This window comes from Niastella yeongjuensis, assembly GCF_900110245.1.
GTDB classification, from domain to species: Bacteria; Bacteroidota; Bacteroidia; order Chitinophagales; family Chitinophagaceae; genus Niastella; species Niastella yeongjuensis.
The window spans coordinates 256,058-269,878 of sequence record NZ_FOCZ01000010.1 but is presented as its reverse complement, the minus strand read 5'-3'; the positions used below and the strand labels follow the sequence as shown (position 1 = coordinate 269,878).

The window sequence follows — 13,821 nt, the reverse complement described above, 5'->3', positions numbered from 1 at the left end:
GTATATTCATCCAGAAAAACCTTGGCTGCAGTTGCATTCAACGGAGCACTGCCGTCTCCTATCCGGTATACTACTATATTGCCGGCTGTAAAGGGGTTTTGCGCCAAACCAACACCCGTTATTCCCAGGCAACACAAGGCCAAAATATATTTAGAGAATTGCATTAATAAGGATTTACTCGTGAATAAATTTGAGTCCTGTATTACCTTGGATTTTGCTGAATGCCCGAACGGTTGATCTCCACTTCAGGTATTAATATTGACCACCTGAGATCATTTGGAGGGAGTGTATAAACAGTTCCATTAATGTCTCTTTTTAGGGTAATATTGGCGCCTTCCACATTAAACCTGCGGAGGTCAGTCCAGCGAAGACCTCTAAAAACCAATTCTTTTCGTCGCTCGGTAAGTATTATATTCAATGCATCATTGGCATCGCTGGCAGTGAGGCCTGTAAAAGTCCCCGCCTTGTATCTATTTTTCAACAATGTATTCAAATCAGCCATGGCGGCGTCTTTACTTCCTGCTCTTGCAAGGCATTCTGCCCTGACAAGATAGATCTCGTCATTAGCAACCCCATCAAACGGATCATATACATGTATGAATTCAGATGTATAACTGCCTTGCCATGACACCGCTCCCGCACTAACTGTAAAACATATTTGCTTTCTTAGATCATCGGCACCATATGTTTTATAAAGGTTTGAATCAACTCTGCTGGCAGCTGGATCAAAAAGACCGATAGGCCCATATCCTCCCCGGCTTAGAAACTGGATCTCGGGGTTTTGCTTAAATCCCGGGATCTTCGTTATAGCATTATAATTCAACAGGGAGTTATTCAGGTTCAACGCTTTGCCTGCATAAATACCCGCATTTTCGTAATCCCGCATGGATAAATAAACCCGCGCCAGTAAACCACAGGCAGCAGCATTGTTAGGCTGTGTTGAAAACAGCGTTGTGGCGGGTAAAAACACTGAAGCGATCGTTAGATCGTTTATTATTTGATCATATGTTTGCTGAACTGTAGACCGGGTTGATGCCGCTTCTACAGCAGCCGTTGTTCTCAATACTATTCCCAGATCGGTAGCAGCAGATGAAGTAAAGGGTTTACAAAATAACTGGGCAAGCTGATAAAACATAAAAGCCCTGCAAAAAAGCGCCGTGCCTTTTATATTCTTATACGAAGTAGAGTCTGATGCACTTATTTTTATGTTAGGCAAATAATCCAAAACCAGGTTGGCATTATAAATCGCGGAATAAGGTGCATTCCAGATACTGCTGCGGCTAATCAATTTGGCATCCTTATCCCATGTATAATTTAAGCGATCATCGATAGTTGCTCCACTCCAGGCTGAAGCTGTTAAATAATAATTATCAGCAAGAAATTCAGAATAACAAGTGGAGTTACCATTGGAATAGCCGTTATCTAACAAGGCCTGCAAATCACTTAGCGTGGATGGAGTTGCCAGGTTTTGCTTTGGCTTTTCATTCAGATACTTTTTACAGGAACTATTCATTGCCAACACCATGGAAAACAATGGTATTATTTTGAGACATGTTCTTAAAGTAATATTTTGATGCATAACTTTTTTGATTAGCGTCTTCCTTTAAAAATTGATATTTATCCCCCCGGTCCAGGAAACAGGTGTTGGCGTCATGAAAAATGCGCCTCCAACAAAATCAGGATCCAGATCAGAGTCGTTCTTACGCCATAGTATTACATTTATATTATTTACATAAACAAATACATTCAGTGATTTAAAAGGAAGATGTTTTTTCTTATTCTCATTCCATACGTATTGTAACCGAACATCTTGCAGCCTTACATTATCCCCCCGCAATACATTTATTTCAGAGTTTTTATAGAACAGGTCGCGGTTGGTATTGGTAGGGTAAGTAAATGAAGGCACCGTTGTGCTCATTTCATCACCGGGCTTTTGCCACCTCAAACCATAATCGGCATGTCCGTTCCAATTATTAGCCAGGTCAGAATAACTAATGGTAGGTTTTCTAAAATAAAATTGAAGGCGATAGGTGATATTGGCCGAGAACGTTAAATTTTTCCAGCTAAACGAATTACCAATAAATCCCGAATAAAGCGGTTGTGCTGATCCATGAAAAACCTGGTTCTGTATGGAGTCATTAAAAATAGCAGTATAGTTGGTTGAGATCTCTTTGCCCAATCGTCCACGCGGATCACCCGTAGCAGGATCAAGCCCTTCCCATTTATAACTACCTAACCCATACGCAACTTTCCCTTCAACGGCATTTAACCCGTAACCGACGAAATAAGAAGTAGCAGGATTGTTAACAAATAACTTTTCAACAATTGTTTTTGAATAACTTAATCCAAAATGGGTCTGCCACGTAAAATCACCTGTAAAATTTTTTGAAGTTACATTCAATTCATACCCGTTTCCTTTCAAACTCGCTACATTGATGGTATATAGGTTAACGCCTGTTGAAGGCGCCAGAAATGTTGGTGCAATCAGATCGGTGGCCCTTTTCTGAAACACATCTATAGTTCCTGTAACCCTGTTATTAAACAACCCAAAATCCACGCCTGTATTTATTGTTCTGATCTTTTCCCACCTTAGATCAGGGTTGGGGGGATCGTTTGGAGAAGCGCTTGGCAAATTTGTATAATCCGCAGGACGGCCATAAATAATGGTAGGTAATCCGCTTGCAGTACCCGGACTTCCGGTATACCCATAAGAAAATTTAACCCGCATATTGGGCATCCAACTGATGTGATAAAAATTTTCCTTTGACAGATCCCAGCTCGCACCCGCAGACCATAACGGCTTCCATTTTTTATTTGTGTTTACACCAAAAACATTGGAGCCTTCTTTTCTGGCACTGGCATATAAATTATACCGATCATTATAAGAATAGGAAGCATTGCCAAGAAACGAAACAAACCGGTTATTTGTTCCCGGAACTAACATAATGGGCGGGATTTGTTGATTACCAAAAGTAGACAAGGGAAAGACGGTTAAGTAATCAATGGCAGATTTATAACTCCCGTTTTCTTTATTATAGTTATAATATCTGGAAACATTTCCAGATGCTTTTGTTTCCGACCTGTCTGTTGCCAGCATTCCACTCAAATTATGCCTGCCACCAAATCTTTTATTAAAATTCAATTGCGCCCTTACATTTTGACTGACCGACTCATTCATCGATTGTTCCAGGATGGCACCTATTGGAATTGGATTACGAAGATCTGCGTTGGATTGGTTCAGGTTGGTATACAGATTAATGAGGTTCCTTGTATAATAAGATGCCAGGCCATGATAATTGTCGGTGTTGGAGGTATTATTGCTGTACTGATAACTTACGGCTGCACTTAACCAGTTCGTAACTTTGTATGTAGCACCCAGGTTCAAAATTATTGCCCTGGTATTGTTTTCTATATCCGTTAGCCCGGTTTCATCCAGTGGCCGGTATTTCCAATCGAGCAAATTGCCGTCACCTGCGGTATCTGTATAGGAAAGACGCCTTCCAAAAGGCAAAGCCAATGCATTACCTTCGGCATCGGCCAGTTGTGCATAAGGATAAGTCTTTGAAGGCAATGAAAAATTGGTGCTTCTTTGTTTACCCTGCGTAAAAAAAACGCCCGTATTCACCTCCAACCCTTTTGCAACACGCATCCCTGCCGTAGTATTTATGGTAAACTGATCATCGGGTTTACTATTTCTTACGTTATTTAAATTTTTGTTATAGCCTGCAGCAAAGCTGTAGTTCAGGGAGCTGTTGCCACCATTTATGTTAATATAGTGTTGTTGTGAAATGGCTTGACGGTAAGCATATTTATCAAGGTCGCGCCGAAGGTCAAGTTGCTTCATAGCATCGATCTGGCTGGCAGAATCGGCAGCACTGATTATCCCCGCCCGGCGTTTGTTTAATAATTCCACTACCGGTGAAACAACAGGTAATTCAGCATTTGTAAAATCTGCATCATATCTACCCTTGTTAAATAGAAAGATCTCTGCATCGATAAAGTCAGCAATACGCATTTGAGGATAATAGTATTGATCCGGCTTCTCCTGCATAGTAATATTTGAAGCTACTGATACGTGTAAAGGTTGGTTATATTTTCCTTTTTTTGTAGTGATTACAATAACACCATTTCCCGCCTGCGCTCCCCAAATGGAAGCAGCGGCGGCATCTTTTAAAATATTCACGCTTTCTACATCATTGGGATTGATTGCAGACAGGTCCTGGCGAAAGGGGAAATTGTCAACGATGATCAGCGGCGCTTTGGAGGGGGAACCTAAATTATCCAATGTGCTTATTCCCCTGATCGTTATGTTTTGTAATGGATTGTCACTTGAACCCTTCTTGTCGAACAGGATCCCTGTTACCGTTCCATCCAGCCTGCTAAGGATATCCATTCCTGCTCTTCGGTTATACGCTGCACTATCCAATGTACTCACAGACCCCACAAACCGTTCCTTACTTACCTGCTGATAACCGGTATTCACACTCACCACTACTTCGCCCAATGAACTCACCTTCGTCCGCAACTTGATCAACAACTCCGTTTGTCCGCTCACCTTCAATTCAAAAGCATCCATGGTAATGTGGGTGAATAACAAAACGGCGTCTCTTTCCACCGTTACCAGGGAGAACTCGCCGTTTTTATCTGTCAGGGTAAACTTCTCTGATCCTTTCACCCGAACGGTTACCCCTTCCACGGGATCTCCTTTTTCATTCAGCACCTTTCCCTTTACATCTATCAACGGCGGGGCATTGGCAGTTTCATTTTCAACAAGGTCTATTGTTTTAAATGCTGTTTTGATGGCAACACTTTTACCCACGATCTGGTACAACAGGGCCTGCCCTCTTAAACATTCATCCAGGGCCTCCGCCAGCGAAACATTGGTTACCTGGATACTGACCTTTTTATCTTTTACAGTTTCGTTCTTATAAATGAAAACAAAACCCGACTGGTTCTCAATCGCGTTAAACACTTTTTCGAGAGGCGCATTTTTCAGGGAAAGGGTGATCTTTTCCTGGGTTAACCCTTTAGCCGAAACATGCATCGCAGCAGCAAACAGAAAAAAAGCAGCTAACTTCATGATCCGCAATGTTTTTGTCAATTCCCATTTTAGTCTATACAGCACAGGTTTGCACCCGGCAATAGCAGCTTTGCCAGATATAAAATCTGTCATAGTTTTGTTGTAATAGGTTAATTAATAGAACGCCCAACGTTTTATTTAGTTAGCCCAAACAGCCGGTTGTGGTTACGACACAATCGGCAATTTTTTGCCTGTCCGTTACGGTTAACTAAATGCGGATTTGGTTATGGTTAGCTGTAGGCTATGGCAATGATTCGTTAGGAAGAAGGTGTGGTCAATATGATCAATGGTATTGGACTGAGAAACAAATGCAACCGGCTACCTTGTTAAAGAAGGTGTAACAAGCTGATGTTCGCCGGTTGCTAAAAAGGGATGATATAAGAATCTGATTCCGGACCCGGAACCTCCTGACGATTTGCTTTCGTTGGTAGAAAGGATAAGATATAAAGGGAGTGTGATAAAGGTGAAGCTCATTATGGTCATACCAATAACCAAACAGTGGCTTGCATGTTGCCTTGTTGCTTTCATTTTCGTAGCGGTTTTAACAGTTTTCTATTATGGTTGTATCGGGTTCAGGCCAACAACCAATGTTGCTTTTCATGGATCTGGACATCCTTTGGGCAGTGCACTATTACTACCCGGTCCTAAATTTTTATCCTTAAAAAAACAGTGCTGCCGTCATCATTACATAAAGCGTTATCCATAATACTTCTACGCAATCATTTCCGACAGCACCGTATTTCAATCAATTACACAGTGAATAAGGTCTGCTATGCAGCCGTAGCCAGCTCGGGCATTCGGTTTACATATTTGTTTCACTTTTTCATGGCTATATTTATTGTTGCATCGATTGTACTCCTGCTGATCCCTGTATATAAATACGAATAAGGATACACTTTGTACCAGTAATCTTTATAATTACCAGCGAAAAACGTTAACCTTTAATGATCAACTTTTTCCCTTCAATTTTATACTGCACATCCAGCACATTCAACAGCTTCAATACCTCGGACAGATTTGCAGTCCTGTATATTTTACCGCTTATTTCGTCGTTGCTTATTTTTCCTTCATACACCACATCCACATCGTACCAGCGCGAGATCTGCCGCATAATGGCCTTCAGGTTCTCATTTTTGAAATAGAACAATCCATTCTTCCAGGCAATTTCCTTATTCACATTCACGCCGGTATTCACTTTAATTGTATTATCGTGCACGGCTGCCTGCTCACCCGGTTTTATCATCACCTGCTGACGGCCTTTCGTCAACTTTACTGAGCCCTGCAGCAACGTTGTTCTCATAGCTTCTTCATCGTTATAAGAGTTGATGTTAAACACCGTCCCCACTACCTGCACATCTACGCCGTTTACTGAAACCCGGAAGGGCTTTTTGTCGTTGTGCGCTACTTCAAAGTAAGCCTCGCCCGTAATTTCAACTCTTCTTTCCTGTTCATTAAATGCTACAGGAAAACGGATTGAAGAGGAAGAGTTGAGCCATACAGCGCTACCATCTGATAGTTTTACGGGATACATTTGTCCCCGCGCTGTTTTTAATGTATTGTACAATGATCTTTTTTCTGTGGTTGCATCGGGTTGATACTGCAGTTGTCCATCCCGGTTCATCACCTGCATATTACCCTGCTGTGCCAGTTTGCCGCTGCCTGCACTGTCCAGCACAATCGTTGATCCATCATCGAGTACCAGCTGGGCCTTATAAGCCCCAGGCGTTATCCCGGCAGCGTTATTTCCTGCCGGTTGAACAACCGCTACGGGTTGGGTCTTATTGTTTTTCAATAATAACCAGGTACCCGTTCCTGCTACTGCGGTTATGGCCACGGCTGCTGCCATTGTTTTCCAGAGGCTGCGGGTGGTACTGCGTCCGATAGGTGTTACTATAGTGCCGGCAAAAAGCGATTCCATAACCCGTTTCCTGGCTGTTTCTTTCGTTCCTTCTATTTCATGCAGCTGATTCAACTTTGCCTGCAGGTCCTCATTATTGGTCAGTGTGGCAAAGAGCTGTTTATTTGCTGCTGATGCATTTACCCAATTATCCAGTGTTGTTTGTTCTTCTTCGGTAAGCTCGCCCTGGTTGTGCTTCAGCAGGAGACTTCCCACCTCGAACAACGCATTGGAAAGGTTATACGATTCGTCAGCCATTCATAAAGCTTTTAAAAATGTGATCTGATAAAAATTGTAAGCACTGCCTTAACCGAAAAAATAACAATATGGTAACCGTTATTTAATAGAAACGGATGGCACAGTGAGTTTGTCCAAAAGAAATTAAAATATTTTTTTTTACTATCTCTAACGGTCCAGACTGGCCAGCACCAGGCAAAAGAAAATATAGCCTTCCTGTGAAAATGCGTGCTTTAAGTATTTGATGGCCAATGATCTTTGTGTGGTTACGGCACTCTCGGAAATTTGGAGGGCGATGGCGATCTCCTTTGTTTTCAATCCCTTGAAATAAGTGAGGATAAAGATCTCGCGACACCGGTTGGGAAGCTTCTGTACCTCCTGGTAGATCTTGTTGATGAGGTCTGTTTCAATGATCAGATTATCTGTCTGTTGCAATTCATCGGCAGCAAGCAGGTGCGTTTCATATTCCTTTTTCACTTCGTTGAACCGTTGCCTGTACCGCAGGAAATCCAGGCACTGGTTACGAACGGTTATATAGAAAAATGCCTTTATATTATTAGCGGTTTGAAAGTTATTTCTGATGCTCCAGAATTTACGAAACGAAGTAATAACAATATCCTGGGCTTCTTCCCGGTTGCTGATGAGGCGTTCTGCAAAGTATTGCAATTGAGTATAGTATTCGTTAAACAAATAGTCGAATACCCGGCTATCGTCGTTTTTTAAGCCGTCAATAATTTGAGTCTCAGTAAATTGACTAGATTTCATTGATTACTCCTGCGTCATGTTAGGTTGCTTCGCCCCTGGTATTATATGGTCTGGCTAATAATTACTTTGGTGAGAATAAGGTGGATAAGTTATAGGAAGGTGATACCCATAGGCACGAATTTAAGATGAAAAAAGGTTTTATCCAATGCAGGGCTCCACCTCTAATTCCACATCACCGGAATGGCCTGACTATTAAGTTACAAAAAAACAGCAATCTTTTTAATAAGTAGGGACTATTTTGATATTTCCTGCATCTTATTAGTTCTAACCGTTATATTGGTATATCTCCCCTGTTTCAAACAAAAAGAGCTACTCCATTACAGAATAGCTCTTGATTTATAAAAAACAAAACACAATCTTATTTCACTACCCGCAAAGGTGAGGGCTTGCCGGCCGCACGCGCCGCTTTCCTTTTTCTGCGTCCTTCATGTCTGTCGATAACATGCCGGGGTATAAAGCCTTCATATTTCTCCTTATCTACACACCAGTTCTTTTTCCTTTTTTTAGCCCGTGGCACTATCACACTTTTCTTTTTATACCCATAGGTTTTGATCTTTTTCATTCTTGATTTGCGCATAACAATCGTATTTTATCCGCCGTAGCACAGGCGGGTTTTACCCACCGAAGCCCTGATTTAGGCAGATTTCTTTAAAAAATAGGTGAATTGACCTTAACCTAAGTTCGGTCATCTGGCCCTATTCTCCAATACATTTTTCAATTTTCCTTATATTTATGACTCCGTCATTCATGAAAAGCCATTGGTTACTTAATTACGTACCTACTGTTCATTAATCAAAACCTTGGTTATTTCATGATTCACCACGTAGCTAATGGTGTTAACGGCAAACGTTCGTTAACCACTCTCGCCTGTATGGCATTACTCACCCTGTTTATAGGGGCCTGCAAAAAAGACGAAGAACCCGGCATTACCTTAAAACTGATGAACCGCTGGAGCCTGGTACAGATCAACGATACGGCCTATGCTCCCAACACAGCGCCTGATACCAGCCATTACATTGGTGCGGGTGACGACTATTTCGAATTCAGAAAAGATGGCAGGTTTTATTCCTCCATTATGAAAGCGCTGGATTCTGCCCGTTACACGTACTCTGAGGCTAACCTGAAAATAAACGTAGGCAACTGCCAGTATAAGATCCTGTATATAACCAACAACGCCATGGAGTTGTGGGACCCGCATTATACGCCTGGTGGCTTCACTGGTTATGTGTCGCATAAGGTGACACTTAAGAGATAAGGGCAGAAGGCAGAGGGCAAAGGGCAAAGGGCAGAAGGCAGAAGGCAGAAGGCAGAGATGGCCTCGCGAATTTCGAAAAGACCCTGTTAAATATTATCAGACCGGTAGCAGCTACAGGCTGTCACCGGTTGTTTTATTTTCAGTTATCGCGCGGTAGCGCTTTGCTGTATTTCTTTCTGCCTTCTGCCCTCTGCCTTCTGCCCCTGCAAATTTAATCCAGCGCCAGTATCTTCCTCACCGCCTGCATCAACAAACCCGGTGCATCAGTCGATAGAGTTTGCCGCCAGGCTACAAAGCCATCGGGTCGAACCAGGATCACTTCACCTTCCTGTAACCGGGTTATGGACTTCCATTCCGCTTGCCGAATGGTGACTACCGGTAATGGTATACGCAACGCTTCCGCTACCTGTTGTGCTGCCGGTTGCCAGGTGGTTCCTGCTTCATCGGTGATGAGTGTCAGGTGCTGGGTAGTCAGGTCGAGCGTGGATACTTGCTGTGGTTCTTTTTGTAACCAAACATGCGGCACCCTTGTTCCGGGTTGTGCGCTCAATAAAGCGGGTTCTTCTTCCTGCTCATTGTCGATGATGGCAGCTGAAACATATTTGAAATCGGGTAACCCCACCATGGTTATCATTTTGTCGAGGTTGTACTCTTTTGTTGAGGACGATACCAGCTTCATAAACCCGGGAATGTTCAGCAACCCTTTGTCATCTGCCAGTGCACCCGACATTTCCGCCACCTGTTTACCAACCGGTTGCCGCTCGCTTGAATAGGTATGTAACAGTTCTGCACCTGCTTGTTGTTGCAGTACCATGGCCAGTTTCCAGGCAAGGTTCTGTACATCCTGTACACCGGTGGCTGCGCCCTTTCCGCCATAAGGCGTCATTTGATGGGCTGCATCTCCGGCCAGCAGTATTCGTCCATGCTGCATATCATTCACTACACTCACGGTAGGCTGCCAGGGCAACACGCTTATGATACGTACCGGAAGTTGCGGCATTCCCAATAGTTGTTGCAGCAGTTGTTCCAGGCGTTCATGGGTATAATCTTCCGGCCGCTCGCCTTTGGCCGGATCATAATACAAATGAAACACCCATTTATCACTGTTATTAATAGCTGTTAGAATGCCATCCAAACCGGGTTGGGTAATGCGGCAAATACTGAACTCACGGCCTTTCACCAGCGCACCCAGGTCGGCTTCAAAATAAATGTTCAATAAATGCCCATACGAACCATGCCCGCTGGTGGCTGCCTGTAATGTTTTACGGATGGGGCTGCCTGCGCCGTCTGCCGCTATCAGATACTGACAGGTAATTGTTTCTTCCTGGCCGGTTATGGTATCCTGGATAATAGCGGTAACGCAGTCATTCGATTGCGTAAATGAAAGCAGTCTGGTGTTGAACCGGACGTCGGCACCCCGCTCCTGTGCTGCCTGTAACAAGATGGGTTCAGAAAGGTCCTGTGTACAACGGGCACCGGCCACCGGGCTCATGGCTGCCAGCTTTTCCAGTCCGGGAAAATTGATGGGATGATTTACTTTCAGCTTAGCGGGATCGATGTTCTGTAAGATCTGCTCCAGCGTTTCGCCCTGGTATAAACCCCAGGCCGGCGCCAGCGCTTTACCCGCTTCCACAATCGCCTGGTCAAGCTGCAATTCCCTGAACAGTTCCATCGTTCTTACATCGAACCCGCGTGCCCGGGGATGAATGGAAGTGGAACCGCGACGTTCTATCAGCAACGTTTTTATTCCCTGTTTCAACAGGAATAAGGTGGCTGTTAACCCGGTTAATCCGCCGCCCACAATAAGTACAGGAATTGATTTATTCTGCATACTATTTAATTTTATGCAAAACTCCTGTGTTCCGAAAAGGATGGATGGCATTTTCGGGAGTAATTTGTACCAGGAAAGCAGCTGTAAGCTTTAAGCCGTTAGCTGTAAGCTGCGGAAGCAAAATAAATTAGCGTTTTAATCGTCAATCATACATATGAAAGAGGAGAACAAATTCAAACGCAAGGAAGATTTCAACCCGTTCTTTCAGCTGCACGATGGCTTGGTAAGGGAATATGCCCTGCCCTTTCCAGACCGCACCGGCACCGTTAAAATAACCTCCGCCGGCGGTATTGGCATTATAGACAGCATTAACTACACAACTACCATAACGACGCCCTGGCAGCATTTTAATGCGCTGCCGTTTGTTGAAATGAATTTCATGTTGCAGGGAAATATGTATCAAACCCATGAAGGTGTGCTGAACCGTTGTTTGTATGGGAAAGACTATCACAATATCTTATTCAACCCCTATTCAAATGAAAAGAATGAATTGATCGGAACCGGTACTTACCGCATGTTTGGCGTGCATATACAACCGGAAAAGATGATCGCGCTGTTGTCGGGTTATATTCCTGAACTGGCTCCTGTTGCCGATAAGATAGCCAGTGGTACTTCCTTTGTAATGCAGGCGCCGCAAAAGCAACTCACCGGCCACATGCGGTTTATCTTCGATACCATCTGGCAATGCCCCGACTCACCCGGACTGCGCTCGCTTTTTATAGAATCGCAGATCCTCTCCCTGCTTAGCCTGCAATGTGAAGTATTGTTGAAGCCTTCCACGCCGGTTGCCAAACCTGTAAAGCTGCAAGCCAGTGACAAAGAGAAAATATACCATGCGCGGGATATTCTTACTGCCCGTTGCGACAATCCGCCTTCCTTAGCAGCGTTATCAAAACTCTGTGGGATCAATGAGTTCAAATTGAAGAAGGGATTCAAACAGTTATTCGAAAACAGTGTGGTTGCCTTTGTGAATGAACACCGGTTGAACGAGGCCAAACGCCTCATTTATGAAGGAGAAAAGAACATGTCTACCATTGCCTATGAGCTGGGTTATGCCCACCCGCAACACTTTCAACGGGCATTTAAAAAGAAGTTTGGCGTTACCCCGGGCAGCCTGTTGAAGTGAAATGAAAGGCAGAGGGAAAGAGCCCCGTCGCGGCTAACAGCCTCATACTGATTACAGTTTATTAACATACCAAACCACAAAAATGTACGTTATTTACAGAGTAAAAGGCCCATATCCTTAAAAACAGTATTCCATGAATTACCAACAAGTCGTATCCGTCTGTTCCCAAACCGGGCTTGTAATTTTACTGGTAGCCGGTTATTCCGCCAATAATGCTGCTTACAATACCACACCGCAACCTGAGACAAAAGTGATCGTTGTGAAGGCTGCTGAAGCTACGGTGTGATTTAATAATACTCAATAAAAAAGCCCTGACGAGCTAAAGCTGTCAGGGCTTTTTTATTAATAAATTATCGTTATTCTTCAGGTGTTACAATACTCATAATGCTTTTCATGATCGATGGATCCGGTTTCAGCATATTGTATAAGATCCTGGTCGATTCCTTTTCGGAGTTCACCAGGTCGTGCAGTGTTACCTTATCCAGCAACTGATCTAATGTATATTGTATCATTTGCCACAACGAACGGGCTGAACAATCTACCGAGTTGGTACATAACTTCATGGTACCTGAATGGGAACCACAAAAGTCATTACTGAACATGGGGCCACCTAATGCCTTCAACGCATCATTGATCACAATTTCCTTTGCGGGCCTTGCCAGCTCGTAACCACCTTTATTACCGGGTTTACTTTTTATAAACCCTTTCATACGCAGAATACGGGTAAGCTTGGCCACATAGGTGCCGGTGATCCCTTCCGCTTCACTTAACTGCGGAATGCTCATTCCATTCGGATCCTTGCAAGCCGCAAGGCGGATCAACAGACGCAAGCCGTATTCTTCCTGTGCAGTTATTTTCATGTAAAAATGAGTTCTTGCTTAAAGAAATCCTAGTTGTAATTGTGCTGCTTCCGACATCATGCTTTTGTCCCAGGCTGGTGTCCAGGTAACGGCCACATGCACATCGTTCACACCTTCTATTTCACGTACCTTCTGATCTACTTCTACCGGTAACGACTGCGCAGCCGGGCAACCGGGCGCCGTTAATGTCATTACTATCTGAACGTTATTGATCGGTAAGATATTTATCTCGTAAATCAAACCCAGCTCCCAGATACTTACCGGTATTTCAGGATCGAAAATGGTTTGTAATACCTCGGTTACTTTTTCTTTCAGCGCTTCGTTATCCATGCGTCATCGAATTTTTGATTTTATAAGCCAGTGCGAAATTCTTCATCTGTTTTACCATCGAGAGCAGCCCGTTAGCCCGGGTTTGCGCCAAATGGGTAGTCATACCTATCTTTTGAATGAATCCCAGGTCAGCATCAATGATCTCATCAGGCGTATGGTTCGAAAGCACTCTGATGAGCATGCTCACCAATCCTTTTGTAATAATTGCATCGCTATCGGCTTTAAAGCGGATGAGCCCATCGTTGTACTCACTCACCAGCCATACGGTGCTTTGACAGCCACGCACTTTGTTTTCATCGAGCTTGTGCTCGTTTTCCAACGGGGCCAGCTTTTTACCCATGTCAATGATGTACTCGTATTTATCATCCCATGAATCGAACAGCGAAAACTCTTCCACTAATTCATCTTCAATGGCCTGTATACTCTTATGCTCGCTCATT

General features: G+C 43.6%; 12 protein-coding genes. 3 read left to right on the top strand and 9 right to left on the bottom strand.

Annotated features, from left to right (window positions below; genetic code table 11):
* Positions 1–202: 202 nt before the first annotated feature.
* From BMX95_RS25000 to BMX95_RS24980, 5 genes are all read right to left on the bottom strand, one after another.
* On the bottom strand, positions 203–1,579 hold the full coding sequence (locus BMX95_RS25000; protein WP_081197093.1) for a RagB/SusD family nutrient uptake outer membrane protein: 1,377 nt from the start codon (positions 1,577–1,579) through the stop codon (positions 203–205).
* A 24-nt stretch (positions 1,580–1,603) separates the two neighbouring features.
* Positions 1,604–5,173, bottom strand: coding sequence for a SusC/RagA family TonB-linked outer membrane protein (locus tag BMX95_RS24995; RefSeq protein WP_081197094.1), 3,570 nt, complete (start codon positions 5,171–5,173; stop codon positions 1,604–1,606).
* An 841-nt stretch (positions 5,174–6,014) separates the two neighbouring features.
* Positions 6,015–7,235, bottom strand: coding sequence for a FecR family protein (locus BMX95_RS24990; RefSeq protein ID WP_081197095.1), 1,221 nt, complete (start codon positions 7,233–7,235; stop codon positions 6,015–6,017).
* 147 nt (positions 7,236–7,382) lie between these two features.
* The gene (locus BMX95_RS24985; protein ID WP_081197096.1) at positions 7,383–7,979 is read right to left on the bottom strand and encodes an RNA polymerase sigma-70 factor; all 597 of its coding nucleotides are present in this window, start codon (positions 7,977–7,979) and stop codon (positions 7,383–7,385) included.
* Positions 7,980–8,337: 358 nt separating this feature from the next.
* Positions 8,338–8,556, bottom strand: coding sequence for a hypothetical protein (locus BMX95_RS24980; RefSeq protein WP_133053816.1), 219 nt, complete (start codon positions 8,554–8,556; stop codon positions 8,338–8,340).
* A gap of 234 nt (positions 8,557–8,790) precedes the next feature.
* On the opposite strand from BMX95_RS24980, the gene BMX95_RS24975 reads away from it, so the two are divergent.
* Entirely contained in the window at positions 8,791–9,234 is a 444-nt protein-coding gene (locus BMX95_RS24975; protein ID WP_133053817.1) for a hypothetical protein, read from the top strand.
* Positions 9,235–9,445: 211 nt separating this feature from the next.
* Here BMX95_RS24975 and BMX95_RS24970 read toward each other — a convergent pair whose 3' ends face one another.
* Positions 9,446–11,065, bottom strand: coding sequence for an FAD-dependent monooxygenase (locus BMX95_RS24970; RefSeq protein ID WP_165758782.1), 1,620 nt, complete (start codon positions 11,063–11,065; stop codon positions 9,446–9,448).
* A gap of 154 nt (positions 11,066–11,219) precedes the next feature.
* Here BMX95_RS24970 and BMX95_RS24965 point away from each other — a divergent pair, with 154 nt between their 5' ends.
* Both BMX95_RS24965 and BMX95_RS35065 read left to right on the top strand, forming a co-directional pair.
* Positions 11,220–12,191, top strand: coding sequence for a helix-turn-helix transcriptional regulator (locus BMX95_RS24965; protein ID WP_081197100.1), 972 nt, complete (start codon positions 11,220–11,222; stop codon positions 12,189–12,191).
* Positions 12,192–12,324: 133 nt separating this feature from the next.
* Positions 12,325–12,477, top strand: a complete 153-nt coding sequence (locus BMX95_RS35065; RefSeq protein ID WP_165758783.1) for a hypothetical protein — start codon at positions 12,325–12,327, stop codon at positions 12,475–12,477.
* Between the two features lie 70 nt (positions 12,478–12,547).
* Here BMX95_RS35065 and BMX95_RS24960 read toward each other — a convergent pair whose 3' ends face one another.
* Genes BMX95_RS24960 through BMX95_RS24950 form a run of 3 tightly spaced genes read right to left on the bottom strand, consistent with a single transcriptional unit; the run spans position 12,548 to position 13,820 of the window.
* Positions 12,548–13,051 carry an RrF2 family transcriptional regulator gene (locus tag BMX95_RS24960; protein ID WP_081197101.1) on the bottom strand — a complete coding sequence of 168 codons (504 nt, stop codon included), beginning with the start codon at positions 13,049–13,051 and terminating at the stop codon, positions 12,548–12,550.
* Between the two features lie 18 nt (positions 13,052–13,069).
* The gene (locus tag BMX95_RS24955) at positions 13,070–13,381 is read right to left on the bottom strand and encodes an iron-sulfur cluster assembly protein (RefSeq protein WP_014216536.1); all 312 of its coding nucleotides are present in this window, start codon (positions 13,379–13,381) and stop codon (positions 13,070–13,072) included.
* Positions 13,374–13,820, bottom strand: coding sequence for a SufE family protein (locus tag BMX95_RS24950; RefSeq protein WP_081197102.1), 447 nt, complete (start codon positions 13,818–13,820; stop codon positions 13,374–13,376). Before BMX95_RS24950 ends, BMX95_RS24955 begins: the two co-directional genes overlap by 8 nt.
* Position 13,821 lies beyond the last annotated feature (1 nt).

Bases quoted from the DNA above. Each gene is read 5' to 3' on its own strand.
- BMX95_RS25000 (WP_081197093.1), bottom strand. From the start codon at position 1,579: ATGCATCAAAATATTACTTTAAGAACATGTCTCAAAATAATACCATTG.
- BMX95_RS24995 (WP_081197094.1), bottom strand. From the start codon at position 5,173: ATGACAGATTTTATATCTGGCAAAGCTGCTATTGCCGGGTGCAAACCT.
- BMX95_RS24990 (WP_081197095.1), bottom strand. From the start codon at position 7,235: ATGGCTGACGAATCGTATAACCTTTCCAATGCGTTGTTCGAGGTGGGA.
- BMX95_RS24985 (WP_081197096.1), bottom strand. From the start codon at position 7,979: ATGAAATCTAGTCAATTTACTGAGACTCAAATTATTGACGGCTTAAAA.
- BMX95_RS24980 (WP_133053816.1), bottom strand. From the start codon at position 8,556: ATGCGCAAATCAAGAATGAAAAAGATCAAAACCTATGGGTATAAAAAG.
- BMX95_RS24975 (WP_133053817.1), top strand. From the start codon at position 8,791: ATGATTCACCACGTAGCTAATGGTGTTAACGGCAAACGTTCGTTAACC.
- BMX95_RS24970 (WP_165758782.1), bottom strand. From the start codon at position 11,065: ATGCAGAATAAATCAATTCCTGTACTTATTGTGGGCGGCGGATTAACC.
- BMX95_RS24965 (WP_081197100.1), top strand. From the start codon at position 11,220: ATGAAAGAGGAGAACAAATTCAAACGCAAGGAAGATTTCAACCCGTTC.
- BMX95_RS35065 (WP_165758783.1), top strand. From the start codon at position 12,325: ATGAATTACCAACAAGTCGTATCCGTCTGTTCCCAAACCGGGCTTGTA.
- BMX95_RS24960 (WP_081197101.1), bottom strand. From the start codon at position 13,051: ATGAAAATAACTGCACAGGAAGAATACGGCTTGCGTCTGTTGATCCGC.
- BMX95_RS24955 (WP_014216536.1), bottom strand. From the start codon at position 13,381: ATGGATAACGAAGCGCTGAAAGAAAAAGTAACCGAGGTATTACAAACC.
- BMX95_RS24950 (WP_081197102.1), bottom strand. From the start codon at position 13,820: ATGAGCGAGCATAAGAGTATACAGGCCATTGAAGATGAATTAGTGGAA.